Genomic DNA, 25,170 nt, shown 5'->3' with positions numbered 1-25,170 from the left:
GTCACAGCCGACCGATGTCGAGCGAGCCGCTGCCCGCCTGCGACTGGTCGGAGCGGCGCGCGCGGTCCAGGTACTCGTTCGCCTTCGTCGTCTCGGTCTCCAGGACGCCGATCGTCTGCGCCATGGAGTCGAGGGCCTGCGTCTTGAACGTCGAGATCGAGTCGAGCGTCGCGTAGATGTTGGCGAACGCCTGCTGGAGCTGCGGGAGGCCGACGGTCGCGCTCGCGGCCTGCTGCTGGATGCTCGCCGACTGGTCCGCCAGCATCTTCGAGGTCGACGCGATCATGTTCGACGTCGTCGTGTTGAGCGCCGTGATCTGGTCGAGCACGAGCTTCTGGTTCGCGAGCGCCTGCGCCACGATGACGGCGGTGCGCAGCGCCGAGATCGTCGTGGTCGTCGCGCGGTCGACGCCCTTGATGAGCTCGAGGTTGTTCTTCATGATGATGTCCATCGCGAGGTAGCCCTGGATGGACACCGCGAGCTGCGTGAGCAGGTCCTGGTGCTTCTGGCGCACGTAGAACAGCACGTCCTCGCGCAGCGCCTGGGCCCGCTCCGGGTCGCTCGCCTCGATCTCCGCGATCTTCGTGGACAGCTCGGTGTCGAGGCGCTCGGCGATGAAGATGTACTGGTTGAGCCGCGCCATCGTGTCCCAGAGGTTCTGCTTCTCCAGGTTGAGCGCCGCGTTGTCCTTGCGGAGCTCGTCCTGGCCGTTGTACAGCGACTGGACGATCGCGTTGAGCTGCTTCTGCGAGCTCTCGTAGCGGCGGAAGTAGTCCTGGATCTTCCCGCCGAACGGGATGAGGCCCAGGAACTTCTTGCCGACGCTCGCCTCGCTCGGGTCGAGGTCCTCCACGGTGCGGCGCAGCTCGAGCAGCGACTTGCTCACCTTCGAGCTGTCGGACACGCCGCCCTCGCGCAGCTCCTTGACCGGCATCTCCAGCATGCGGTTGGAGACGTCGGCCGCGGCGCGGATGTCCTTGTCGCCCATCTTGCGGACGTCGTCCGCCTTCGCGCCGAACTCGGGGGAGCGGGTGTCCGTGGTCAGGAGCTGGTCGAGGTAGGACGACACCTTCGACTCGAGACCCGGGATGGCTGCCTCGTCGATGCGCGGCGCGAGCGCCGGTGCCTGGGTCGCCGCGACGGGCTTGACGGGCTCCGGGGCGCTGAGCGTGAGCGTCTCCGTCGGGGCGGGGGGCTGGAGCGGTGCTGCCTCGGTCATGTCGGTCCTTCGCTCGTGCGTGCCGTCGGACGCCGTCGGTGGCGGGTGGAGGACGCCCTCGCGGGCTCCCCCTCGACCCGGGCGAACCGGGTGGAACCGGCCTGCGCCGGTCGGGCGAGTATATCTACGACCGGTGGCCGGATCTTTACCCTTTCCGGGGATCGGGAGGGTGAGAACTCCCCATGTCAGACCAACGTTCGGGCCGTCCGCGAGTTCCGCCCCTCGGCTCGTGCGTCGGTGCGTCGGGGTGCTCGGCGAGAGCGTGCGCACGTCCTCAGCCGGGCGGCCGAAGGAAGTCCGCGGCGAGCTCTGCGGGGGTGGCGCCGGTGAACCCGGTGCCGTCCAGCGGTCGCGTGAGCTCCTGGGCGCGGGCGCCGTCGGTGATCGTCACGTGGAGCGTGTCCTCGTGCCAGCGGATCCGCGCGTAGGCCAGCGGCTGCCCGCGAAGTCGCGGAGCAGGTCCTCCCAGGTCCCCAGATCGACCAGGTAGGCGGCCCATCCGAGGCGCCGCGACCAGGGCGTGAAACCGCTCGCCCCCACTCCCGGGGCGGTCGGGCGTAGCCCGGGGACGCCGGCCGCGAGCGCGGCCCGGACGGCCCGCGAGTCCTGCGCCACGAGCAGGTCCACGCTCCCGCCCTGCACGGTCCGGACGCGCACGCCGCCCGGGAACGGCTCGAGCGCGAGCGTGACCGGGTCGGGGCCAGGCTGGCCCGCCTCGATCCGGCCGACCGCGGCGATCAGATCCCCGAGCGTGCTCACGTCCCTCTCCGTCCTGCGCCTCGCGCCGTCGCCGACCATGACCGGGTCCCGTGTCCCGTGTCCCGTCGTCCGTTCGGCGTCGGTGACCGCATTCTCCGCCTCGCCGGCCGAGGGTGAGTCCTGTCGCTGCGGGCTCGTGAAGGCCCCGATCACGAGCTCCGCCGCGCGCACGTTCTCCTGGGGCACGTGCCCGTCGTAGAACCAGGTGCGGCCTTCCCCGTCGAGCACGTGGCCGAGCTAGTGCCGCACCGTGGTGCGAACGTGCTGCTCGAGCATCTCTCCGTCGACGGTGTCGCCGTCGTCCGTAGGCGGCGACGTCCTCGACGATCCAGACCCGCAGCGCCTCCCCGGGCCGCACGGTCGCGTCGGAGAGCCCCACCACCCGACGCCGTGCGGGACGAACCGCCACCGCGTGTCGCACACCGGCAGCCCGCGTGTCCAGAGCCGCTCGATCTCCTCCCACGCGATCGCGTTGACGACTCCCGCGACGTCGTCGGGCACGCACGACGTCCCGGGCGTCACGGGGGAGTAGGCGGCGAAGCGGGGGACGGGACGGTCGCGGGCAGATCGGCGCTCGCGGTCGAGCCGACGGTCGTGGCCGGGACAGCCAGGACGAGCTGGCGCAGGCTCTGGGAGTGTCCCGGGTGCGGGGCGACCGCCGCGGCGGGGTGCGCCGACATCGGCCGATAGCAGTCCCACACGACCCCGATCGGCGGCCCCTTCGCGGCATTGGTCCGTCCGTCCAAGGGCGGCTAGATGAGTGCGATGAGTGCCGCACACACCGCACCGCATGTGCCGGCCCCGAGAACGGCCCATCGCTCGAAGGCCTCTCCGGTCGCCGACGCCACGTTTCGCCGACCCGATCTGCTCCTTTTCTCGAGGAGCTCAGTGACGAGCACAAGCACGGCGAACGCGCCGCAAGAGGCCCAGGCGAAGCCGCGCCCGAGTGGGGATCCCAGCAGGACGGCGAAGCCGACGAGCCATCCTCCAAGGCCTACGAGGATGAAGAGCGCCCCGACCACGTACATGGCAGCGACGGAACGTGGCCCGCGAAGCGACTTGACCCAGTAGCTTCCCACCCCGAAGAAGCCGAGTCCGCAGAGCGTCAGCCCTGTCACGGCAACGGCCTGGACGACGACCACCGACGACCTCCTCACCACATCAAACTCGCACGTTGCAGAAGGTCCTAGCGCGTCTGCCGAACACGATCGTGGTCCGTCCGTCCGTCCGCACGAGCACGGCTAGACCTCGGTGCACTCCTCGCCGTTCGACGTAGCAGATCGCCAGCAGCGGGCACTCCTGCGTGCCTCAGTGGTTCGGTGCTCGAGCCCTCGAACTGCTGGGATTCCGACGGTTCCGCGTGGTGCCCCGAGCAGGACTCGAACCTGCAACCTACGGATTAGAAGGCCGTTGCTCTATCCATTGAGCTATCGAGGCGCGCGCCCATCGTAGTGGGAGCCGGGCGTGCTCGGGAGGTGGGGCCGCGGTGGTGGAGCCGCAGGTCGGGTGGTCGTGCGTCGTCCGGCGCGTGCGTTTGGCGGGGCCCTCGACAGCGGTCACTATGAACCAGTGAGAACCCCAGACGCCGCCACGAGCGACGCGAGCGCCACCTCGGCCGGCCGGTCGCCGGGCTCGTGGCGTCCCGCTCAGGCGACCGAGGAGCTCGGTGTCACGGTCTTCGACGTCGCGCGCGACCTGCGCCGCGACGTGGCGGACGTGCGCCTCCCGCTCGCGATCGACGGCGCGACCGAGGCCGACGCCTCGCGCCGCCGTCTCCTCACCCAGCTCGACGAGCACCTGCTGCCGCGGCTGCGGGAGCTGTCGTCGCCCGCGATCGTGGTCATCGCGGGGTCGACGGGGGCGGGCAAGTCGACGCTGTACAACTCGCTGCTCGGCGAGGAGGTGTCGCAGGCCGGCGTGCTGCGGCCCACCACGCGCGAGCCGGTGCTCGCGTTCAACCCGCTCGACGCGGACGTCATCGTCGAGGGTCCGGTAACCCGCGTGGCGCGCGTGATCGACCACGACGGCGTGCCGCGCGGCACGGGCCTGCTCGACGCCCCGGACCTCGACTCGCTGCTGTCGGAGAACCGCGACACGGCCAGCCTGCTCCTCGAGGCGGCGGACCTGTGGCTGTTCGTCACGACGGCGTCGCGCTACGGCGACGCGCTGCCGTGGCAGGCGCTGTCGCGCGCGAAGGAGCGCGGGGCGAGCGTCGCGATGGTCCTCAACCGCGTCCCGCGCGAGACGCTCACGACGATCCGCGGCGACCTGCTCCAGCGGCTTCGCGACCACGGCATGGACGGCGTGCCGCTGTTCGTCGTGCCCGACGTCGGCCCGCACGAGGGCCTGCTCGACCGCTCGGTCGTCGCGCCGGTCGCGCGCTGGCTGACGATGCTCGCGGGCCCGGACCGCTCCCGCGCGGTGATCGTGCGCACGCTCAAGGGGTCGCTCGCGGCCCTGCCCGACTGGGTCACCGGCGTCTCGGACGCGGTGGAGGAGCAGGTCGAGGCCGCGGCGGACCTGCGCTCCGCCGTCGAGCGGGCGCTGCCGCCGGTGCAGGACGCCGTGCGCCGCACCGCGCTGGACGGCGCCGTCGCGCACGGGTCGCTCGAGGCGCGCTGGGCCCAGGTGACGGGCGCCGGGCGCGTCGACCGCGTCAAGGTGCGGGGCGGTGTCGTGCGGTCGTCCCGTCGCCGGGGCCGCGCGCGCGACCTGGTGCTCGCCCCGCTGCTCGACGAGACGCGCGACGCGGCGCGCCGCACGCTCGCCGCGGACGGGGTGCTCGCGTACGAGGCGCTGCGGGCGGCGATCGACGGCGACCGCCCGCTGCCCGGCGGGGCCGACGTCCTGCCCGCCGAGGACGCCGCCGCCGCGCGCCGTGAGGCGTCCGCGACGACCCAGGTGCAGCAGTGGGCGACGCGCGCCGAGCACGTGGTGGCCGCGCTCGGGGCGCCGTCGGCGTCGGAGGCGGGCCGTGCCGCGGTGAAGGCGTTCGGGGAGACGGGCGTCGCGGCGCTGCTCCTCGCCGGCGCGGCAGGGAACGACGACGCCGCCCGGCTCGTGCGGACCGTGCTCGCCGACGAGGGCGACGAGGCGGTCACCGCGCTGCGCGACGACCTCGCCGACCGGGCCGCGACCATGGTCGAGCGGGAGGCGGAGCCCGTCCTCACGACGCTCGCCGACCCCGCGCTCGCCGCGGACGCCGCCGTCGGCCTGCGCCTACGACTCGCCGAGCTGAGGAGGCTCATGTGACGTCCCACGACGCCCAGCTGCGCGCCCGGGTCGACGACCTCGCGCGCGCGGTGGACCTCGCGGGCGACCGCCTCGACCCCGCCGTCGCGGCCCAGGTGCGCGACGCGATCGGCGGCGTGCGCGAACGCCTCGCGCTCGGCGTCGACCACACCGTCGTCGCGCTCGCGGGCGGCACCGGGTCGGGCAAGTCGAGCCTCTTCAACCGGGTGTCGCGCCTCGACTTCGCGGACGTCGGCGTCAAGCGGCCCACGACGGCCCGGGTCACGGCGTGCTCGTGGAGCGACGCCGCGACAGCGCTGCTCGACTGGCTCGACGTCGACCCCGAGCGTCGCATCACGCGCGACGGCGAGCTCGACGCCGAGGACGAGTCGGCGCTCGGTGGCCTCGTCCTGCTCGACCTCCCGGACCACGACTCGATCGAGCCCGCCCACCGCGCGGTCGTCGACCGGGTGCTGCCGCTCGTCGACCTGCTCGTGTGGGTCGTCGACCCGCAGAAGTACGCCGACGACGCGCTGCACTCGGGCTACCTGCAGAAGTCGACCGGGCTCGAGGGCTCCATGGTCGTCGCGCTCAACCAGATCGACACCGTCCCCGAGGCACGCCGCGCGTCGCTCGTCGAGGACATGGACCGCCTCCTGCAGGAGGACGGGCTCGACGGCGTCTACGTCACCACCGTCTCCGCGCGCACCGGCGAGGGCCTGGACGAGCTGCGGTCGCTGCTCGAGCAGGCGGTCGCGCGACGCAGCGTCGCCGCGAGCCGCGTCGCGGGCGAGCTCGACCGCGCCGGGGCGCTCCTGCTGGAGCAGCTCCCGGGCGACGTCCCGTGGACGATGAGCACGGCCGTCGAGGAGGAGGTCGACGCGCTCGCCGACGCGACGGGCCTCGCCGCGGTCGCGGGCCAGGTCGGCGCGGCCGTGCGCAACGGGTACGGGCGGCCCGAGTTCTCGCCGCCGCAGCCCGACGCCGTCGCCCTGTCGCGCTCGCGCTGGCTCGCGCGCGCCGGGCGCTCGCTGCGGTCCGGCTGGCAGAAGGCCCTCGACGAGGCCGTCGCGCCGTCTCCGCGCGTCGCCGAGGCGACGCGGTCCGCGCTCGCGAAGATCCCCCTCGACACGCGCGGGCCGTCGTCCTCGCGCCCCACGCGGCGCGCGGCCTGGTCGGCGCTCGCGGTCGGGGTCGTGGCGGGGGTCCTGGCGGTGCTCGGGTCGCTGCGCGTGCTCGACCTCGGGCGCACGCTCGTCACGGTGTGCGCGGTCGTGGCGGCGGTCGCCGTCCTGGGCGCCGTGGTCGCGTTCCTCGTCGCGCTCCAGGTGCGGCGCACGCTCGCCCGACGCCGGGAGCAGCAGGTCCTCGCCTCGGGGCGCGGTGCGATCGAGCGCGTCGTGCAGGACGCGATGGGCCGGCCCACCCAGGAGCTCCTCGACCTGCACCGGCAGGTGCGCGAGCTGGCGCAGTCCGCGCGGGACAAGACGCCCGCCGCGCCGCTCACCGGGGCGCTACGGCTACCCCCAGGCATGGACGGCGCAGGCTCGTCCACAGGCGAGGGCCCGACGCCGGACGGCACCGCCGCTCCCACCGCACCCTGAGGCGGTGGCCGGGACCAGCCCGGCCGTCGACCTCAGGAGGAACCATGCCCGGTGACGTCACGGTCACGCTGTCCGGCTTCGTCGCGACCACGCCCACGCTGTTCCGCTCGCAGTCGGGCAACGACTTCACGAGCTTCCGGATCGCCCAGACCCGGCGCTACCTCGACCGCGAGCGCGGCGAGTGGGTCGACGGCCGCACGCTGTGGTTCACGGTCAAGGTGTGGAAGAACACCGCGCGCAACGTCGCGCTCTCGCTCCACAAGGGCGACCCGGTCGTCGTCACGGGCCGGCTCTCGCTCGACGAGTGGGACGGCCCGGACGGCCCGCGCACGAGCCTCGTCGTCGAGGCGACGGCGCTCGGCCCCGACCTCACGCTCGGCGAGGCGCGGTTCACCCGCACGGTGCACCGCCGCGACGACGACGCCACGCGCCGCACCGAGGGCGGCCCCGCCGACGCGGTCGACGGCGTCCCACCCGCTGCGGCCGGCACGCTCGACCCGAGCGGCGTGCCTGACGCCGCGGGTGGGGGCGAGGCGGGCGCGGGGCCGGGCGACCGCGGCGGTGAGTCCGCCCCCGGCGAGCCCGCTCTCGACGAGCCTACCGCCGACGACCCCTGGGCGACGGCGGACGTCGCGGCGGCGCTGGGCGGGGAGCCCGACGCGTCGGGCGCCCGTGCGCCGCGTGCCCGCACCGCCCGGAAGGGGAGCGCGACGGCGGCCGCCTGAGCCGTGGGACGGGACGGCGTCGTGACCTTCGACCGGTCGCGGCGCCGTCGGGCGCGTCCCGGCGGCCCGACCGCGTAGGCTGAGTGGTCGACGAATCCCGTACCTCTCCCGACCGAAACGGTGGAACGACAGGCTGTGGCTGAGTTCATCTACTCCATGTACAAGGCGCGCAAGGCGCACGGAGACAAGGTCATCCTCGACGACGTCTCCCTGAACTTCCTGCCCGGCGCCAAGATCGGCGTCGTGGGCCCCAACGGCGCCGGGAAGTCCACGATCCTCAAGATCATGGCCGGCCTGGACACGCCGTCGAACGGTGAGGCGCGCCTCTCCCCGGGGTACAGCGTCGGCATCCTGCTCCAGGAGCCGCCGCTCAACGAGGAGAAGACGGTCCTCGGCAACGTCCAGGAGGCCGTGGCCGACATCCTCGCCAAGAAGCAGCGCTTCGACGAGATCTCCGCGCTCATGGCGGAGCCCGACGCGGACTTCGACGCGCTCCTCGCCGAGATGGGCACGCTCCAGGAGGCGATCGACGCCGCCGACGCGTGGGACCTCGACTCGCAGCTCGAGCAGGCGATGGACGCGCTGCGCTGCCCGCCGCCGGACGCCGACGTGTCGGTGCTCTCCGGTGGTGAGCGACGCCGCGTCGCGCTGTGCAAGCTGCTGCTCGAGAAGCCGGACCTGCTGCTGCTCGACGAGCCCACGAACCACCTGGACGCGGAGTCCGTGCTCTGGCTCGAGCAGCACCTCGCGACGTACCCGGGCGCGATCCTCGCCGTCACGCACGACCGCTACTTCCTCGACCACGTCGCGGAGTGGATCTGCGAGGTCGACCGCGGGCGCCTCTACCCGTACGAGGGCAACTACTCGACGTACCTGGAGAAGAAGCAGGAGCGTCTGCAGGTCCAGGGCAAGAAGGACGCCAAGCTCGCCAAGCGCCTGAAGGACGAGCTCGAGTGGGTCCGCTCGAACGCGAAGGGCCGCCAGACCAAGTCGAAGGCGCGTCTCGCCCGCTACGAGGAGATGGCTGCCGAGGCCGAGCGCACGAGGAAGCTCGACTTCGAGGAGATCCAGATCCCGCCGGGCCCGCGCCTGGGCAACCTGGTCCTCGAGGCGTCGAACCTCCAGAAGGGCTTCGACGGGCGCCAGCTCATCGACGGTCTGAGCTTCACCCTGCCGCGCAACGGCATCGTCGGCGTCATCGGCCCGAACGGCGTCGGCAAGACGACGCTGTTCAAGACGATCGTCGGGCTCGAGCCGCTGGACGGCGGCGAGCTCAAGGTCGGCGAGACCGTGTCGATCTCCTACGTCGACCAGTCGCGCGGCGGCATCGACCCGAAGAAGACGCTGTGGGAGGTCGTGTCCGACGGCCTCGACTTCATCAAGGTCGGCAACGTCGAGATCCCGTCGCGCGCGTACGTCGCGTCGTTCGGGTTCAAGGGCCCGGACCAGCAGAAGCCTGCGGGCGTCCTGTCCGGTGGTGAGCGCAACCGTCTCAACCTCGCGCTGACGCTCAAGCAGGGCGGCAACCTCCTGCTGCTCGACGAGCCGACGAACGACCTCGACGTCGAGACCCTGGGCTCGCTCGAGAACGCGCTGCTCGAGTTCCCCGGCTGCGCCGTCGTGGTGTCCCACGACCGGTGGTTCCTCGACCGCGTGGCGACCCACATCCTCGCGTACGAGGGCACCGAGGAGAACCCGGCGAGCTGGTACTGGTTCGAGGGCAACTTCGCCTCCTACGAGGAGAACAAGGTGGAGCGTCTCGGCGCGGAGGCGGCCCGCCCGCACCGTGTGACGTACCGCAAGCTCACGCGCGACTGAGCGACCGTCGTCGTACGGATCGGCCACGACGCCGGGCGGGACCCGTTCCCGCCCGGCGTCGGCGCGTTCGGGCCCGTCCTGACCGGCCGAGCCGGCGGGAAGGTTGTGCCGTCGGGCTCGCGAGCCGTCGGCCCGTCCAGACCTCCAGGCGCCCCGCCGTCAGGACCTCGGCGGCCCAGCGGGACGGACGGTCCTCGCCGTCCGTGGCTGCTCGGCGACGCGGAAAGGCGTTGACGCCGCCCGTCGGAGGTCGCGAGGATCCCTCGGCATGACCCTCGACCTCGCCCCCTCGCGCGTGCGCCCTTCCTGGCCCGACCTCCCGGCGGCGGTCCGCGCCGCCGTCGAGACCCGGCTGGGTGCCGGCGCCTCGGGCTGGACGAGCCACGACGGCGGCTACTCGCAGGGGCTCGCGTCGACGCTCCGGACCGACGCGGGCGACGTGTTCGTCAAGGCGATCGGGCCCGAGCACCCCTTCACCGCCGACCTGTACCGGCTCGAGGCGCGGACCGCGCGGGCCCTGCCCGCCGGGACGCCGGCGCCCGCGCTCCGCTGGGTGCTCGACGACGACCTCGACGGTGCGGGGACCTGGGTCGCGCTGGCGTTCGACGCCGTGCCCGGCCGGGCCGTCGCCACGCCGTGGCGCGACGACGAGCTCGCGGCGGTCGCGGACCTCGCCCGCCGCATCGGCGAGGTCGAGGTGCCCGCCGACTCCCCGCTCCCGCGCTTCGCGGACACGGTGGAGTGGCGCGAGTGGGAGGACCTCGCGGACCGTCGTCCGGCGGGCCTGGGCGCGTACGACCCGTGGGTCGCGGCCCGCCTCGACGGCCTCGCCGCGCTGGCGGAGGCGTGGCCCGAGGCCACGGCGGGCGACCACCTCGTCCACGGCGACCTCCGGGGCGACAACACGGTGCTCGTCGACCGTGCCGCCGTCGCGGTCGACTGGCCGTGCGCCGCGCGGGGTGCCGCGTTCTGCGACGCGGTCGGCATGCTTCCGGCCGTGCAGGTCGAGGGTGGTCCGCCGCCCGAGGAGGTGCTGCGGCGTCACCCTCTGCCGCGCCACGTCGAGCCCGACGCCGTGACCTCCTACCTCGCCGCGCTGACCGGCTACTTCCTCAAGTCCTCGCTCGACCCGGCGCCGCCAGGGATCCCGCACCTGCGCGCGTTCCAGCGGGCGCAGGCCGAGGTCGGCGTCGCGTGGCTCCGCCACCGCCTGGGGGAGTGACCCTCCGCGAGACCGGCTCGTGCGGTCGCGGTCGACCCTCGCAGGGGCGGTCTCGACCCGTGCGCGTCGATCTCGCCGGGTGCGGGGGACGGGCCTGCCGTGTCCCATCGGGCCTGGCCAGCGGCATTCCGGCAGACTGACGGGATGACGGCCAGCGGTGACTCCGGAGACGACGCGGTCCGTCCGGACGCGTCGACCCCCGACGGCCTGCGCTCCGACGGCCCGCGCCCCGACGGCCTGCCCGCCGACGGCCCGCGCGCCGGTGGGGTCGCGGCGGGCGCCTCGGCGACCACGGGGCTCGTCGAGGCGCTGGAGATCCTGCGGGGGCGGCTCGCCGCCACGCGGCTCCCGCTCGACCTGCCCGGCGCGGCGCTCGCGCGCGAGGACCTCGGCCTGGCGGTCCACCAGCTCGACGACTACCTGCTGCCCCGGCTGCGCTCGCACGCGGCGCCGCTGCTCGTCGTCGTGGGCGGGTCGACCGGAGCGGGGAAGTCGACGCTCGTGAACTCGCTCCTCGGCGAGCACGTCTCAGCGCCCGGCGTGCTCCGCCCGACGACGCGCGCGCCCGTCCTCGTCCACCACCCGCTCGACGAGCGCTGGTTCTCGACCGACCGCGTGCTGCCCGGGCTCGCGCGCGTGAGCGAGCACGGCGCGCGGCCCGCAGCCCCCGGCACCCCGACCGGCACGGCGACCGGTCCCGGTAGCGGGACCAGGCCCGGCGAGCCCGCCACGCCGCCCGACCCGACGCGCACGCTGCGCCTCGTCGCGAGCGACGCGCTGCCGCAGGGCCTCGCGCTCGTGGACGCGCCCGACGTCGACTCCGTGGAGACGGCGAACCGCGAGCTCGCCGCGCAGCTCCTCGCCGCAGCCGACCTGTGGCTGTTCGTCACGACGGCCGCCCGCTACGCCGACGCCGTCCCGTGGGACCTCCTGCACCGAGCCGCCGAGCGCCGCGCGCAGGTCGCGATGGTCCTCGACCGGGTCGACCCGGGCACCGAGGCCGTGGCGGACGACCTGCGCGGGATGATGGACGAGAACGGCCTCGACGCCGCGACGCTCTTCGTCGTGGGGGAGTCCGAGCTCGTCGACGGCTTCCTCCCCGAGCGGGCGGTCGCCGCGGTGGCGTCGTGGCTCTCCGCGCTGGGTGCGGACGGCGACGAGCGGGACCGGGTCGCGACCGCGACGCGCGACGGGGTCGTGGACGACCTCGTGCGCCGGGCGGTCCTCGTGGCGGGCGCCGCCGACGCGCAGGCGGCGTCGGACGCGCGCCTTCGCGGCGTCGTCGAGCGCGCGTACGACGAGGCGGCGACGACCGTGGACGCCGCGACGAGCGACGGCGCGCTGCTGCGCGGCGAGGTGCTCGCGCGCTGGCAGGACTTCGTGGGCACGAGCGAGCTGTTCCGCTCCGTCGAGCAGGGCGTCGGCCGGGTCCGCGACGCGCTCGCGGCGTTCTTCCGCGGGCGTCCGGCGCAGGCGCCGCAGGTCGAGCAGGCGATCGCGCACGGGCTGGAGGCGGTGATCCTGGACGCGACGGACGTCGCGGCCGAGCGCGCCTACGGCGGGTGGCGCGCGGACCCCGCGGGGTCGGCCCTGCTCGACGGGCTCGACCTGGCGCGGTCGTCCGCGGGCGTGCGGGCGCGCGTCGCGGAGGAGATCCGGGGCTGGCAGTCCGACGTCCTCGACCTCGTGCGCGAGCAGGGTGCGGGCAAGCGCGGCGCCGCTCGGGCGCTGTCCTTCGGGATCAACGGGCTGGGGCTGAGCCTCATGGTCGTCGTGTTCGCCTCGACCGGCGGCCTGACGGGCGCCGAGGTCGGGATCGCGGGCGGGACGGCGATCCTCGCGCAGAAGCTCCTGGAGGCCGTGTTCGGCGACGACGCGGTGCGGCGCCTCACGCGGACCGCGCGCGAGCGGCTCGCGGAGCGGGTGCGCGTGGTGCTCGACGACGAGGCGCTGCGCTACACCGCGCAGCTCGACGCCCTCGGGACGGCCGACGCCGACGAGACCGCCCGCTCGGTCCTCGAGGCGGCGCGCGCGGTCGAGGCCGCGGCCCGGGTCGAGCGGTCCGCACGCCCCGCCGTCGCGGCCGGTGCGGACGGCGGCCGGACCGCCGTGGGTCGGCACGCCGCGCGTCTCCTGCGCGGCGCGGGGTGGACCCCGCCGCCTCCGGACGAGTCCGCGGTCGCGCCGGGGGACGAGGCGGCAGAGCCGGCCCGGCGGCCGGGGTTCTGGCGCCGCCTGCTGGGGGGTGAGCAGGCATGACGATCGACCTCGCGGCGCGCACGACCGCGCTGGAGACCGCCGTGCGCGCGGGGGAGGGGCGCGTCGACGCCGACCTGCTCGCCGACGCGCGGACCGTCGTCGCCCGCGCGCGCGAGCGGGCCGGGCTGTCGGCCGACCACACCGTCGTCGCGCTCGCGGGTGCGACCGGCTCCGGCAAGTCGTCGGTGTTCAACGCGCTCGCGGGCACCGAGCTCGCGACGGTCGGGGTGCAGCGGCCCACGACGTCCCACCCGCTCGCCGCGGTGTGGGGCGCGTCGGGACCCGCCGCCGGCCCGGCGGGACCGGCCGCCCTCCTCGACTGGCTCGAGGTGCGGCGACGGCACGAGATGGGCACCCCGCTCACCTCCGGGGACCCGGGCGACGCGCGCGCGGGCGGCGGCCTGCGCGCGCTCCTGCGCGGTCGCCGCGCGGGCGAGCTGACGAGCGGCCTCGTGCTGCTCGACCTGCCCGACCACGACTCAGTCGTCGTCGAGCACCGCGTGCGCGCGGAACGCCTCGTCGAGCGCGCCGACCTGCTCGTGTGGGTCGTCGACCCGCAGAAGTACGCGGACGCCGCGCTGCACGAGCGCTACCTGCGCCCGCTCGCGGGGCACGGCTCGGTCGTCGTCCTCGTGCTCAACCAGGTGGACCGGCTCACGCCCGCCGACGCCGACGCGTGCCTCGCCGACCTGCGCCGGCTCGCGGCCGAGGACGGGCTCGCCGACGCGCGCGTGCTCGGCGTCTCGGCCCGCACCGGCCAAGGGCTGGACGAGCTACGGGGGCTGCTCGCGGACGCCGCGGCCCGGCGGCGTGCGTCGAACGACCGGCTCGCGGCCGACGTGCGCGCGGTCGCGCGCCGCGTCGCGGCGGCGTGCGGCGAGCCCGTCCCGGAGCGCGCGGCGCGCCGCGCTCGCGACGGCCTCGTCGACGCCCTGGAGGCCGCGGCGGGCGTCCCGACGGTCGTCGCCGCCGTGCGCGGCTCGGCCGTGCGGGACGCGCGCGCCGCGACGGGCTGGCCCGTGACGCGCTGGGTCGGACGGTTCCGGCCCGACCCCCTGCGCCGCATCGGGCTGCGCACCGGGCCTGCGCCGGGCTCGGCCCGCGCGCGGGCGGCGAAGGAGCTGGGGACGGCCGAGACTGCGAGCCGGCCCGAGCTCGCGCGGACCTCGCTCCCGGCGGTCGGTGCCGCGCTGCGGGCCGGCGCCCAGACGGCGGTGCGCGACTACGCGGCCGAGGCCACCGCGGGCGTGCCGGACGACTGGGCGCTCGCCGTGCGCCGTCGGGCGTCCGAGGGTGCGGCGGACCTCGCCGACGCGCTCGACCAGGCCGTCGCGGGGACGGAGCTCGAGGCGGCCCGCCGTCCGGTGTGGTGGCGCGTCGTCGGCGCGTTCCAGTGGCTCGTGCTCGCGGCGCTCGTCGTGGGCCTGCTGTGGCTCGCCGCGCTGTGGGGGTTCACCTACCTGCGCCTGCCCGAGCCGCCGACGCCGGTCCTCACGCTCGGCGGTCCCGGAGCCCCGGAGCTGCCGTGGCCGACGTTGCTCGCGCTCGGGGGGATCGTCGTGGGCGTGCTCGTCGCGCTCGTGTCCCGCGCCGCGGCCGCGGTGGGCGGACGACGGCGGGCGGCGCGCGCCCGACGGCGGCTGCGCGACGCCGTCGGCCAGGTGGCCGACCGACTCGTGCGGCTCCCCGTGGGCGAGGAGCTCTCCGCGCTCGCGAGCTGCCGCGCCGCGGCTCTCGTCGCCGCGTCCTGACCGTCCGACCTCCAGTCGCCGAGCACGAGGTTGCTGTCGTCCTGGGCGCCAGGACGACGGCAACCTCGTGCTCGGCGCGGAGGAGCCTCGTGGTCGGCGGGCCGGTGGAGAATGGACCCGGTCCGGTGACCGGGGCACCTGTCCCGCCGGTCGCGCCGGGCCGCACCGTCGAGCGAGAGGACCCTCCATGACCCGTCTGCACGTCCCCGTCTCCCTGCGGTGGTCGGACCTCGACGCGTACGCGCACGTCAACAACGTCGAGATGTTCCGCCTGCTGGAGGACGCCCGCATCACCGCGTTCTGGACCCACCCGGACGCGGGGGAGGACGCCTGGCCGACGGCCGTCCTGGAGACCGGCCCGCACGCGACGAGCCACACGCTCGTCGCCCGGCAGGAGATCGAGTACCTGCGCCCGCTCGGGTTCACGCGCACGCCCGTCCGCGTCGAGCTGTGGATCGGGCACCTCGGCGGGGCCAGCCTGGAGGTCTGCTACGAGGTGCACGACGGCGCCGCGCGCTTCGAGCGCACCGGCCCCACCTCGGGCGGCGCCCCGTACGCGAAGGCCGCGACGACGATCGTCGTGGTCGACGCCGCGACGGGCTCGCCCCGACGCATCAGCGAGGCCGAGCGCGCGGCGTGGGAGCCGTTCGTCGAGGAGCCGCTGACGTTCCGCCGGCGCCGCTGAGCCCTCGGAGCGGCGGCGTGCGTCGCCGCTCCGGTCAGCCCGCCTCTCGGCCGTCCCGCGGCCGGTCCGCGGAGGGGCGACCGCTGCGCGCGGCGCGCTCGGCGGCCTCGGCGACGTTGCGCTGCATCCCGCCGAACACCACGCCGTGGAACGGCTTGACGGCCCACCAGTAGAGCTGGCCCGCGAGCCCGTGCGGGTGGAACAGCGCGCGCTGCGCGAAGTAGGTCCGGCCCGGCCCGCTGGCGTCCTCCGGCGAGGGCCCCGGGGCGTCGGGGTCCGTCGCGTCGGGGAGCTCGGCCGCCGCCTCGTCGACGCGCAGCTCGAGCCACGCGAGGCCCGGGAGCCGCATCTCGGCGCGCAGCAGGAGCCGACGCCCGGGCTCGATCGCCTCGACGCGCCACCAGTCGAGCTCGTCGTCGACGCGGAGGTAGCGCTCGTCGCGCCGGCCGCGGCGCAGGCCCGGCCCGCCGACGACCCGGTCCATGAGGCCGCGCACGCGCCACGCGAGCGACCACGAGTACCAGCCGCCCTGCCCGCCGATCTCCTCGATCACGCGCCAGAGCACCTCGCGCGGCGCGTCCACGACGGTGCGGCGCTCGTCCACGTAGAGCGAGCCGCCCGCCCAGTCGGGGTCGCTCGGCAGCGGGTCCGACGGCGCCCCGGGCACCGACGCGGACGACCAGCGCGTCGTGACCTCGCCGTCGTGGATGCGCTCCAGCGCGAGCTCGACGGCCCGGTCGAACCCGATGAGCCCCTCGGGCGGGTCGGGCACGTACTGCGCGATGTCGTGCTCGTGGCACACGACCTCGTGCTGGAGCGACTCGACGAGGGGTCGGGCGATGCCGCTCGGCACGGGCGTGACGAGCCCGACCCAGTGCGACGACAGCCGGGGCGTGAGCACCGGCACGCTGACGATGCGCCGCCGGGGGAGGTTGGCCACGCGCGCGTACCGCTGCATCATGTCGCGGTAGGTGAGCACGTCGGGGCCGCCGATGTCGAAGCCGCGCGACACGTCGTCGGGCATCGAGGCCGAGCCGACGAGGTAGCGCAGCACGTCGCGGACCGCGATCGGCTGGATGCGGTTGTCGACCCACTTCGGGGTCGTCATGGCCGGGAGCCGCTCGGTGAGGTACCGCATCATCTCGAACGACGCCGAGCCCGAGCCGAGGATGACCGCGGCGCGCAGGACCGTCGTCGGGACGCCCGACGCGAGCAGGATCTCCCCGACCTCCTTGCGCGACGCGAGGTGCGGCGACAGCTCGCCCTCCGGCACGTCGGGGAACAGCCCCCCGAGGTAGACGATGCGCCGCACGCCGGCCTCGCGCGCCGCGCGCGCGAACGTCAGCGCGGTGCGCCGGTCGCGGACCTCGAACGTGCGCCCGGTGCCGAGCGAGTGCACGAGGTAGTACGCCACGTCGGCGCCCTCGAGCACCGCCCGGATCTGGTCCAGGTCGCTCGCGTCCGCCTCGACGAGCTCGACGTCGTCCGCCCACTCGCGGCCCGCGAGCCGCTCGGGGTGCCGGGCGAGCGCGCGGACCTCGAAGCCGGCGCGGAGCAGCTCGGGCACGAGCCGCCCGCCGACGTACCCGGTGACCCCGGTGACCGCGGCCCTCATCCGAGGAGCTCCAGGACCTCGCGCTCGGCACGCGTCTGCGAGCGCGTCGACCCGATGGTCTCGCCCCGCTCCCACAGGTCGAACAGCCGCGGGTCGATGTACGACGACCGCGCCACGGCGGGCGTGTTCCCGAGCTCCTCCGCGACGTCCTTGACGATCCCCGTGACGACCCGGCGCCGGGCGCGCTCGGACGCGGGCGCCGTGCCGGCGTCGGCCAGGGCGCGCGCCGCGAGCACCGTCGCGTGCCACGTGCGGAAGTCCTTGGGCGTCGCGTCGTCGCCCAGGCGCTCCTTGATGCCGGCCTGGACGTCGGCGCTCGTGACGTCGTGCCACACCGCGCTGCCGGTCGCGTCCGCATCGCGCCACGCGAGCAGCTCGACGCCTCCCCGGCGCCGCTTGAGCGTCGTCACGAGCTCGGCGACCACCGGGTCGTCGACGATCACGTCACGCACCTGGCCGGACTTCGCCGGGTAGTGGAAGTGCACGCTCCCGTCGCGGCGGACGCGCGCGTGCTCCTTGCGGATCGTGGCGAGGCCGTAGCTGTTGTTCTGCTTCGCGTAGATCTCGCCGCCCGCCCGGAAGTACGCGAGGTCGAGCAGCCGGAACGCGAGCGCCAGCACCTTGCCGCGCGGCATGCCGGGGAGCTCGAGCTCGCGCGCGACCCGGCGCCGGGCGGCAGGCAGGCGACGGCCGACGTCGAGCACGTGGTCGTGCTTGCGGCGGGCCCGCCGCACCTGCCACTGCTCGTGGTAGAGATACTGGCCGCGCCCGGCGAGGTCCCGGCCGAACGCCTGGATGTGCCCGTTGGGATACCGGCAGATCCAGACGTCGGACCACGCGGGCGGGACGGCGAGGCGCTCGCAGCGCGCGACCTCCTCCTCGTCGGCCAGGGGCAGGCCCTCGACGTCGAGGAACACCCACGCGTCGCCCTTCGGGCGGCGGGTGTACCCCGGCGAGGTCACGGTCACGCGGCGCAGTCGCACCAGGACAGTGTCGGGCCGACGCGCGTCCGTCGCCCGTCAGAGCGCGGGGAGGCGGACCATGCCCTCCTGGGCGATCGACGCGACGAGCGTGCCGTCCTGCGCGAACACCCGCGCGGCGCCGAGCCCGCGGCCGCCCTGGGCGCTCGGGGCCGACTGCACGTAGAGCAGCCACTCGTCCACGCGCACGTCACGGTGCCACCACATCGCGTGGTCGAGGCTCGCGATCGACATGTCGGGCGTGACCCAGCTCGTGCCCGCCTGGCGCAGGATCGGCTCGAGCATGACCTGGTCGCACGCGTACGCCATGAGCGCTCGGTGCAGCAGCTGGTCGTCGCCGACGTCGCCCCGCGCCCGCATCCACACCATCTGGTGGTCCTTGGGCTCGTGGTCCGGGTGCAGGTAGAGCGACCCGCCCACGTGCCGCAGCTCGAACGCCGAGTGGTGCGACCAGAACCGCGCGATGGGGTGGTCGATGCCGCCGAGCACGTCGAGCGCGGACGGCACCTCTTCGGGGGCCGGGGCGTCGGGCATCTCGGACGCGTGCTCGATGCCGCCCTGCTCCTCCTGGAACGAGGAGATCATCGACAGGATCGGCTTGCCGTGCTGGATCGCGTGCGTCCGGCGGGCGCTGAACGAACGCCCGTCGCGCAGCCGCTCGACCGCGAAGTCGATCGGCACGTCGAGGCCGCCGGGTCGCAGGAAGTACCCGTGCAGGGAGTGGGGGAGCCGGCCCTCGGGGACCGTGCGGCCCGCGGCGAGGACCGCCTGCGCGAGCACCTGCCCGCCGTAGACGCGGCCCGTCGGCTGGTGCACGGAGACCCCGCGGAAGTGCTCCGGGTCGGCGGCCGACCCGTCGCCGTCGCCGACCCGCTCGAGGCGCAGCACGTCGAGGAGGTGGTTCAGCGGGTTCGGGACCTGCTCGCGCGGGGCGGCGTCCGACGTCGGGCCGGGGGAGGCCGAGGAGGTCGACGGCGGGGTGGGCTCGGGGGTCACGGGTGGGGGCTCCTTCGCTCGGGCGGCGGGTCGGTCAGTCCTCGAAGGTGTTGAGGAGGGAGTGCGCCGCGCGCTCCAGATAGTCCCACAGCGTCGCCTCCTGGATCGGCGGCAGGTCCAGGGTGTCGACGGCGGCGCGCATGTGCGCGAGCCAGCGGTCGCGCGCGTCGGGGTTGACCTTGAAGGGCGCGTGCCGCATGCGCAGGCGCGGGTGGCCGCGCTGCTCGCTGTACGTCGTCGGGCCGCCCCAGTACTGCTCGAGGAACGCGGTGAGCCGCCAGCGCGCCGGGCCGAGGTCCTCCTCGGGGTACATGGGCCGCATGACCGGGTCGTCCGCGACGCCCTCGTAGAACGCGTCGACGAGGCGCACGAACGTCTCGTGCCCGCCGACCTCGTCGTAGAACGTGCGGCTCGGGCGGACCGGCGCGGTCGCGCCCGCGGGGCCGGCCGGCGCGCCGTTCGACAGGCCGGCGACGGGCAGTGTCGGGCGGGGGGTGGGCTCGGTCGTCACCGGGCCATCATCGCACCGGCCGCGGCGCGCTCCCGAGCCCGGAGCCGCCGCCCGGTACGGTCCGGGCGCACGTCACAGCCCGAGCTCGGCGAGCACCGGCAGGTTCTCGCGGACGACGGCGCGCGCCTGGGCCGCGCTCTCCGCGTCGACCGCGAGGCGCGCGAGCCGTCGGCACTCGTCGACGTCGACCTCGCGCAGGAGCGCCGCGACGTCGGGGATCGCACGCGCTGTCATGGACAGCGACGACACCCCGAGCCCGACGAGCACGACGGCGAGCACCGGCTGGGACGCCGCCTCGCCGCACACGCCCACGGGACGGCCCTGCTGGGCCCCGCCCGCGCACGTCGCCTCGACGAGCCGGAGCACGGCGGGCTGCCACGGGTCGCTCAGCTCCGCGAGCGACCCGAGGAGGCGGTCCGCGGCCATCGTGTACTGCGTGAGGTCGTTGGTGCCGATCGACGCGAACGCCGCGCGCGCGAGGATCGGCCCGGAGAGCAGGGCGGCGCTCGGGACCTCGACCATGACGCCCGCCACGTCGAGGCCGTGCGCGCGGCAGCGCTCGACGAACCACTCGGTCTCCCCGACGGTCGAGACCATGGGCGCCATGACCCACACCTCGGCCTCCTCGGCCGCGGCGGCCTGCGCGATCGCGTCGAGCTGCTGCTCGAGCAGCTCCGGCCAGCGCGCGGCGGTGCGGAGCCCGCGCACGCCGAGCGCCGGGTTCTCCTCGTCGTCGACGGTGAGGAAGTGCAGCGGCTTGTCCGCGCCGGAATCGAGGGTGCGGATCACGACCTTGCGCCCGCCGAACTCGCGGAAGACGGTGCGGTAGGCGGCGACCTGCTCCTCGACCGTCGGCGGCTGCTCGCGGTCGAGGAAGCAGAACTCGGAGCGGAACAGCCCGACGCCCTCGGCGCCGGACGCGGCCGCCGCCGCGGCGCCCGCCGGGTCGCCGACGTTCGCGAGGAGCTGCACGCGGTGCCCGTCGCGCGTGCGGCCCGTGCCGTCGAACGTGCGCACCTGCTGCGAGCGGGCCCGCGCCGCGGCCACCTGCTCGGGCGACGGGTGCACGACGACCGTCCCGGCCGCGCCGTCGACCAGCACGACGTCCTCCGGTGCGAGCGCCGCGCTCGCTCCCGTGGCCGCGACGACCGCGGGGATGCCCTTGGCGTTCGCGACGATGGCGGTGTGCGACGTCGGCCCGGCGCCGTCGGTGACGATCGCCAGCACGCGCGCGGGGTCGAGCGCGGCCGTGGCCGACGGCGCGAGGTCGTACGCGACGAGGACGAACGGCTCGGTGTGCTCGGGCACGCCGGGCGCGGGACGGTCGGTGAGGGCCGCGACGAGCCGGTCGCGGACGTCCGCGACGTCGCGGGCGCGCTCGGCGAAGTACCCGCCGAGCTCGGTGAACTGCCGCACGACCTCCTCCGCGGCCTCCCACACCGCGCGCTCGGGCACGAGGTGCTCGTCGAGCACGCGCCGCCGCGCGTTGGCCGCGAGCGTGGGGTCGGCCGCCATGGCTGCCGTCGCCTCGAGGACGTCGCGCGCGTCGCCGTCGGCGGCGTCGGCGGCGCGCTGGAGGTCGCCCGCGACCTGCTCCGCCGCGGCGTCGACGCGCCGCGCCTGCGCCTCGTGGTCCTCGCGCGGACCCATGCGCAGCCCGGGCGCCGGCTCGTCGATGGCCTCCGGCATGAGCACCACCGGCCCGACGACCGTGCCGGGGCACACGCCGATGCCCGTGATGACCTGCCGTGCCTCGTCCTCGGTTCCGCCCGTCACGACCCTCGCTCCTCGTCCGCCTCGGGCGTGCGACCCGGGTGCCCGGGCCGGTGCGCACGCGTGCCCGTCACGGTCCGACCGCCAGGCGCCGCGCACGTCCCTGTTGCGGGGGCGTTGCGGGGCCGCGTCGATCCGGTGACAACCTCGCCAGGAGACTAGGCTGTTCCCAGGTGCTCGGCACCCCGACACCCCGGATCCCCCGCGCGGATCCCCACCCGCGACTCGCCTCAGGAGACACTTTCGATGAGCACCCCCTCGGACCAGAAGGCACAGAACATCCTCGACGCCCTCGGGGGTCAGGGCAACGTGGTCGACCTCGAGCCGTGCATCACGCGCCTGCGCGTCGAGGTCACGGACCCGCAGCTCGTCGACGAGGCGCGCCTCAAGGCGACGGGCGCGTTCGGCGTCGTGCGCTCGGGCCGCGTCGTCCAGGTCATCGTCGGCCCGGAGGCCGACAACCTCGCCGCGGAGCTCGACGGCCTGCGCTGAGTCCCCACCGGGTCCCTCCGCGCGGAGGGACCGGCGCCGTCGTGGTCGTGCCCGACGGCGCCGCGCGGCTCAGGACGCCGGGCCGCCCGCCGCGTCCTGCACCACGGTCGCCGCGGCGGCGCCGCGCCTCTCGCGGGCCGCCTGCGCGGACCGGTCGCCCGTGTCGTCGGGCCGCGCGTCGGTTCGGTCGTCGGGCAGCGACGGCGAGTGGTCGAGGACGACCACCTGCTGCGCCCCGGCCAGCGGGATGCGGGCGTCGGACAGCGCCTGCCGGACGCGCGAGCGCAGCGCGCGCGCCACCTCCCACTGCATCGCGGCCTGCGTCTTCACCTGCACCCTGAGCTGCAGCGCCTCGGCCGTCATGGCCTCGATGCCCGTGACCTCGGGCGGCTCGAGGAAGTACGTGCCGAGCACCGGGTCGCTCCCGACCTCCTCCGCGGCCGCGAGCAGCGCCGCGCGCACGGCCTCGACGTCGGCCCAGTACGCGACGCGCACGTCCACCACCGCGCGACCCCACTCCTGGGTCTTGTTGCCCGTCCGCAGGATCTCGCCGTTGCGGACGAACCACAGCGTGCCGTTGCCGTCGCGGACCTTCGTCACGCGCAGCGCGACCTCCTCGACGGTGCCCGTGACCTCGCCGAAGTCGACCGTGTCCCCGACGCCGTACTGGTCCTCGAGGAGCATGAACGTGCCCGAGAGGAAGTCCTTCACGAGGCTCTGCGCGCCGAAGCCCAGCGCGACGCCCGCGATGCCGGCCGACGCGAGGAACGGCGCGATGTTCACGCCGAGCTCGGTGAGCACCATGAGCACGATCGTCGCGCCGATGACGATGTTCGCCGTCGAACGCAGGACCGAGCCCACGGTCCGCGCCCGCTGGGCCCGGCGGGCGCTCGCGAGCGGGTTCGCACGCAGCAGCACCGTGCCGACCTCGGACCCGCCGAGGCCCTTGAGCCGCTTGCCGCGGAGCGTGGGCGTGCCCTCGGCGATGTGCTCGGAGACGCGGCGGATGAGCCGGCGCACGACCGCGAGGACGAGCGCGCCGATCACGACGATGAGCAGCACGCGCAACGGGAGGCCGACGAACCACTCGAACCAGTCGTCGGGGTTGCTCGCGTCGAAGCCGTTGGCGAGCTCCTCCGGGACCTCCGCGGGCGCGCGCACGGCAGGAGCGAGAAGGGGGAGGGACATGCGGGCAGGGTACCCGGGGCACATGAGAGCGACCCGGGCACGCCGGGCGATCGTCCTGCCCGCAAGGCCCTGGTCTGGCAGGATGCAGGCGTGAGCGAACCCCCGCAGACGGACCTGCCCGAGCCGTTGGTGCAGCTGGCCGACGCCCACGGCGTCGCGTCCGACTTCTGGGACTTCGACGGGACGCGCCGCCAGGTCCGGGCCTCGACCCTCGTCGCCGTGCTGGAGGCCCTCGGCGTCCCCGCGTCGTCCCCGGAGAAGGTCGCCGTCAGCCTCGAGCACTCGCGCGACGACGCGTGGCGGCAGATGCTGCCCCCGACCGTCGTCGTCCGGCAGGGCGACGCCGTGCCGGTCCCCGTGCACGTGCAGGACGGCGCCGCCGTCGACGTCTGGGTCGAGCTCGAGGCCGAGCAGGGCCGCACCGGCGTCGCCGGGCACCACGCCGCGCGCGCTCCCCGGGAGCGCCGCGACCTCGGCCAGCTCGATGTGTTCGTCGAGCCGCGCACCGTCGACGGCCGGCGCGTCGGCCGCGCGACGTTCGAGATCCCGGCCGACCTGCCCCTCGGGTGGCACGACCTGCACGCCGAGAGCGACGGCGCCCACGCGCGCGCGACGCTCGTCGTGACGCCGCAGCGGCTCGAGCTGCCCGCCGCGGTCGCGGAACGGCGCGCGTGGGGCTTCATGGCCCAGCTGTACTCGGTGCGCTCGCGCGCGTCGTGGGGCGTCGGCGACCTGGCCGACCTCGCCGACCTCGCCTGGCTCGCCGCGCACGAGGCCGGCGCGGACTTCGTCCTCGTCAACCCGCTGCACGCCGCCGAGCCGCGCACGCCGATGACGCCCTCGCCCTACCTCCCGACGAGCCGGCGCTTCGTCAACCCGCTGTACATCAGGGTCGAGGACATCCGCGAGACGGGGTACCTGTCCGCAGCCGACCGCTCGCTCGTCGAGTGGGCGTTCGACCCGGTGCGCGACCTCGACACCGACCCCGGGCCCATCGACCGCGACGCCGCGTGGGAGGCCAAGAAGGCGGCGCTGGAGGTCGTGTTCACCGCGCCCCGGTCCACCGCCCGGCAGGCGTCGCTCGACGCGTTCCGCGCCGAGCAGGGCAAGGGGCTCGAGGACTTCGCCACGTGGTGCGCGCTCGCCGACCACTACGGCGACCGGGACTGGCCGCCCGGCGCGTCCGACCCGAACGGCCCGACCGTCGCGGCGCTGCGCGAGCAGCTCGCCGACCGCGTCGAGTTCTACTGCTGGCTCCAGTGGGTCGCCGACGAGCAGCTCCGCGTGGCGCAGCGCACCGCGCGCGAGGCGGGGATGTCGGTGGGGATCATGCACGACCTCGCGGTCGGCGTGCACCCCGAGGGCGCCGACGTCTGGTCGCACCGTGGCGTGCTCGCCACCGGGGTGTCCGTCGGGGCGCCGCCGGACATGTACAACCAGCAGGGCCAGAACTGGTCCCAGCCGCCGTGGCACCCGCGGGCGCTCGCGCGGGCCGGGTACGCCCCGTACCGCGACATGCTGCGCACCGTCCTGCGGCACGCGGGCGCGATCCGGATCGACCACGTCATCGGCCTGTTCCGGCTGTGGTGGATCCCGGGCGGTGCGCGCGCCGACGCGGGCGCGTACGTCCGCTACGACCACGAGGCCCTCGTCGGCATCCTGTGCCTCGAGGCGCACCGCGCGGGCGCGATGGTCATCGGCGAGGACCTCGGCGTGTTCGAGCCCTGGGTGCGTGACTACCTCGCGGACCGCGGCGTCCTCGGCACGTCCGTCCTGTGGTTCGAGAAGACCGACGACGGCCGTCCGCTGCCCCCTGAGGACTACCGGCGCCTCGCGCTCGCGACCGTCACGACGCACGACCTGCCGCCCACGGCCGGGTACCTCGCGGGCGAGCACGTCGAGCTGCGGGACCGTCTGGGCGTGCTCACGGAGGACGTCGCCGACGTGCGACGGGCCGCGCGCGCCGAGCGGGACGCGATGATCGCGTTCCTGCGCGAGCGCTCGCTCGTGGGCGAGGACCCGTCCGAGCGCGAGCTCGTCGAGGCCCTGCACCGCCTCGTCCGCAGCACCCCGGCGGTGCTGCTCGGCGTCTCGCTGGCCGACGCCGTGGGGGAGCGCCGCTCGCAGAACCAGCCGGGCACGGACCAGGAGTACCCGAACTGGAAGGTGCCCCTCGGCGACTCGTCGGGCAACCTCGTCCTGCTCGAGGACCTCTTCGACTCCGCCCGCCTGCGCTCGCTCGCCAAGGCGATGAACGACTCCCTCTGACCGGCCGAGCCGGCCGAGCCGGCCGAGCAGGCCGTCCTGGCCCGTCCTGGCCGCCGCACGCGTCGGGATCGCCT

At 75.2% G+C, this 25,170-nt stretch carries 19 protein-coding genes and 1 tRNA gene; 10 read left to right on the top strand and 10 right to left on the bottom strand.

Annotation, left to right across the window (positions count from 1 at the left end; genetic code table 11):
* Window position 1 precedes the first annotated feature (1 nt).
* The 4 genes from ACPCUX_RS13115 to ACPCUX_RS13100 all read right to left on the bottom strand — a co-directional run bounded on the left by ACPCUX_RS13115 (window position 2) and on the right by ACPCUX_RS13100 (window position 3,415).
* A complete protein-coding gene (locus ACPCUX_RS13115) occupies window positions 2–1,219 on the bottom strand; it encodes a toxic anion resistance protein (RefSeq protein WP_423388937.1) in 1,218 nt (405 codons plus the stop codon).
* 387 nt (window positions 1,220–1,606) lie between these two features.
* The gene (locus ACPCUX_RS13110; protein WP_423388936.1) at window positions 1,607–1,978 is read right to left on the bottom strand and encodes a hypothetical protein; all 372 of its coding nucleotides are present in this window, start codon (window positions 1,976–1,978) and stop codon (window positions 1,607–1,609) included.
* A gap of 752 nt (window positions 1,979–2,730) precedes the next feature.
* Window positions 2,731–3,120 (bottom strand): hypothetical protein, encoded by a 390-nt coding sequence (locus ACPCUX_RS13105; protein ID WP_423388935.1) that lies wholly within the window; start codon window positions 3,118–3,120, stop codon window positions 2,731–2,733.
* A 219-nt stretch (window positions 3,121–3,339) separates the two neighbouring features.
* Window positions 3,340–3,415, bottom strand: a tRNA-Arg gene (locus ACPCUX_RS13100).
* Between the two features lie 132 nt (window positions 3,416–3,547).
* Here ACPCUX_RS13100 and ACPCUX_RS13095 point away from each other — a divergent pair.
* From ACPCUX_RS13095 to ACPCUX_RS13060, 8 genes are all read left to right on the top strand, one after another.
* Complete coding sequence (locus ACPCUX_RS13095; RefSeq protein ID WP_423388934.1) at window positions 3,548–5,230, top strand: GTPase; 1,683 nt, start codon at window positions 3,548–3,550, stop codon at window positions 5,228–5,230.
* Window positions 5,227–6,813: an ABC transporter gene (locus ACPCUX_RS13090; RefSeq protein WP_378224323.1), complete on the top strand. Its 1,587-nt coding sequence runs from the start codon at window positions 5,227–5,229 to the stop codon at window positions 6,811–6,813. The genes ACPCUX_RS13095 and ACPCUX_RS13090 overlap by 4 nt, the downstream gene beginning before the upstream one ends.
* Before the next feature lie 44 nt (window positions 6,814–6,857).
* Window positions 6,858–7,538, top strand: a complete 681-nt coding sequence (locus ACPCUX_RS13085; RefSeq protein WP_423388933.1) for a single-stranded DNA-binding protein — start codon at window positions 6,858–6,860, stop codon at window positions 7,536–7,538.
* Window positions 7,539–7,673: 135 nt separating this feature from the next.
* The gene (gene ettA / locus ACPCUX_RS13080; protein ID WP_021483138.1) at window positions 7,674–9,356 is read left to right on the top strand and encodes an energy-dependent translational throttle protein EttA; all 1,683 of its coding nucleotides are present in this window, start codon (window positions 7,674–7,676) and stop codon (window positions 9,354–9,356) included.
* Between the two features lie 268 nt (window positions 9,357–9,624).
* Complete coding sequence (locus tag ACPCUX_RS13075) at window positions 9,625–10,578, top strand: phosphotransferase family protein (RefSeq protein ID WP_423388932.1); 954 nt, start codon at window positions 9,625–9,627, stop codon at window positions 10,576–10,578.
* Between the two features lie 144 nt (window positions 10,579–10,722).
* Window positions 10,723–12,837: a dynamin family protein gene (locus ACPCUX_RS13070; protein WP_423388931.1), complete on the top strand. Its 2,115-nt coding sequence runs from the start codon at window positions 10,723–10,725 to the stop codon at window positions 12,835–12,837.
* The gene (locus ACPCUX_RS13065; RefSeq protein ID WP_085388165.1) at window positions 12,834–14,588 is read left to right on the top strand and encodes a GTPase; all 1,755 of its coding nucleotides are present in this window, start codon (window positions 12,834–12,836) and stop codon (window positions 14,586–14,588) included. Before ACPCUX_RS13070 ends, ACPCUX_RS13065 begins: the two co-directional genes overlap by 4 nt.
* Window positions 14,589–14,775: 187 nt before the next feature.
* Window positions 14,776–15,273, top strand: coding sequence for an acyl-CoA thioesterase (locus ACPCUX_RS13060; RefSeq protein ID WP_043658693.1), 498 nt, complete (start codon window positions 14,776–14,778; stop codon window positions 15,271–15,273).
* Window positions 15,274–15,307: 34 nt separating this feature from the next.
* Here the strand turns inward: ACPCUX_RS13060 and ACPCUX_RS13055 are convergent, their stop codons facing one another.
* From ACPCUX_RS13055 to ptsP, 5 genes are all read right to left on the bottom strand, one after another.
* Window positions 15,308–16,888 (bottom strand): SDR family oxidoreductase, encoded by a 1,581-nt coding sequence (locus ACPCUX_RS13055; protein ID WP_423388930.1) that lies wholly within the window; start codon window positions 16,886–16,888, stop codon window positions 15,308–15,310.
* Window positions 16,885–17,874, bottom strand: a complete 990-nt coding sequence (locus ACPCUX_RS13050; RefSeq protein WP_423388959.1) for a DNA topoisomerase IB — start codon at window positions 17,872–17,874, stop codon at window positions 16,885–16,887. Before ACPCUX_RS13050 ends, ACPCUX_RS13055 begins: the two co-directional genes overlap by 4 nt.
* 33 nt (window positions 17,875–17,907) lie before the next feature.
* On the bottom strand, window positions 17,908–18,756 hold the full coding sequence (locus ACPCUX_RS13045; RefSeq protein ID WP_232322803.1) for an acyl-CoA thioesterase: 849 nt from the start codon (window positions 18,754–18,756) through the stop codon (window positions 17,908–17,910).
* Between the two features lie 142 nt (window positions 18,757–18,898).
* On the bottom strand, window positions 18,899–19,330 hold the full coding sequence (locus tag ACPCUX_RS13040) for a globin (RefSeq protein ID WP_044144497.1): 432 nt from the start codon (window positions 19,328–19,330) through the stop codon (window positions 18,899–18,901).
* A 117-nt stretch (window positions 19,331–19,447) separates the two neighbouring features.
* Window positions 19,448–21,151 carry a phosphoenolpyruvate--protein phosphotransferase gene (gene ptsP, locus ACPCUX_RS13035; RefSeq protein ID WP_423388929.1) on the bottom strand — a complete coding sequence of 568 codons (1,704 nt, stop codon included), beginning with the start codon at window positions 21,149–21,151 and terminating at the stop codon, window positions 19,448–19,450.
* A gap of 207 nt (window positions 21,152–21,358) precedes the next feature.
* On the opposite strand from ptsP, the gene ACPCUX_RS13030 reads away from it, so the two are divergent.
* Window positions 21,359–21,640 carry a glucose PTS transporter subunit EIIB gene (locus tag ACPCUX_RS13030; protein ID WP_255181276.1) on the top strand — a complete coding sequence of 94 codons (282 nt, stop codon included), beginning with the start codon at window positions 21,359–21,361 and terminating at the stop codon, window positions 21,638–21,640.
* Window positions 21,641–21,709: 69 nt separating this feature from the next.
* Here ACPCUX_RS13030 and ACPCUX_RS13025 read toward each other — a convergent pair whose 3' ends face one another.
* Window positions 21,710–22,828 (bottom strand): mechanosensitive ion channel family protein, encoded by a 1,119-nt coding sequence (locus ACPCUX_RS13025; protein ID WP_423388928.1) that lies wholly within the window; start codon window positions 22,826–22,828, stop codon window positions 21,710–21,712.
* Window positions 22,829–22,918: 90 nt separating this feature from the next.
* Between ACPCUX_RS13025 and malQ the strand changes: the two genes are divergently transcribed.
* The gene (gene malQ, locus ACPCUX_RS13020) at window positions 22,919–25,096 is read left to right on the top strand and encodes a 4-alpha-glucanotransferase (RefSeq protein ID WP_114553362.1); all 2,178 of its coding nucleotides are present in this window, start codon (window positions 22,919–22,921) and stop codon (window positions 25,094–25,096) included.
* Window positions 25,097–25,170: the final 74 nt, after the last annotated feature.

This window comes from Cellulosimicrobium sp. AB352, from assembly GCF_049538415.1.
Classification (GTDB): Bacteria; Actinomycetota; Actinomycetes; order Actinomycetales; family Cellulomonadaceae; genus Cellulosimicrobium; species Cellulosimicrobium funkei.
The sequence above is the reverse complement of the archived record's forward strand: the minus strand, read 5'-3'. Positions and strand labels throughout refer to the sequence as shown.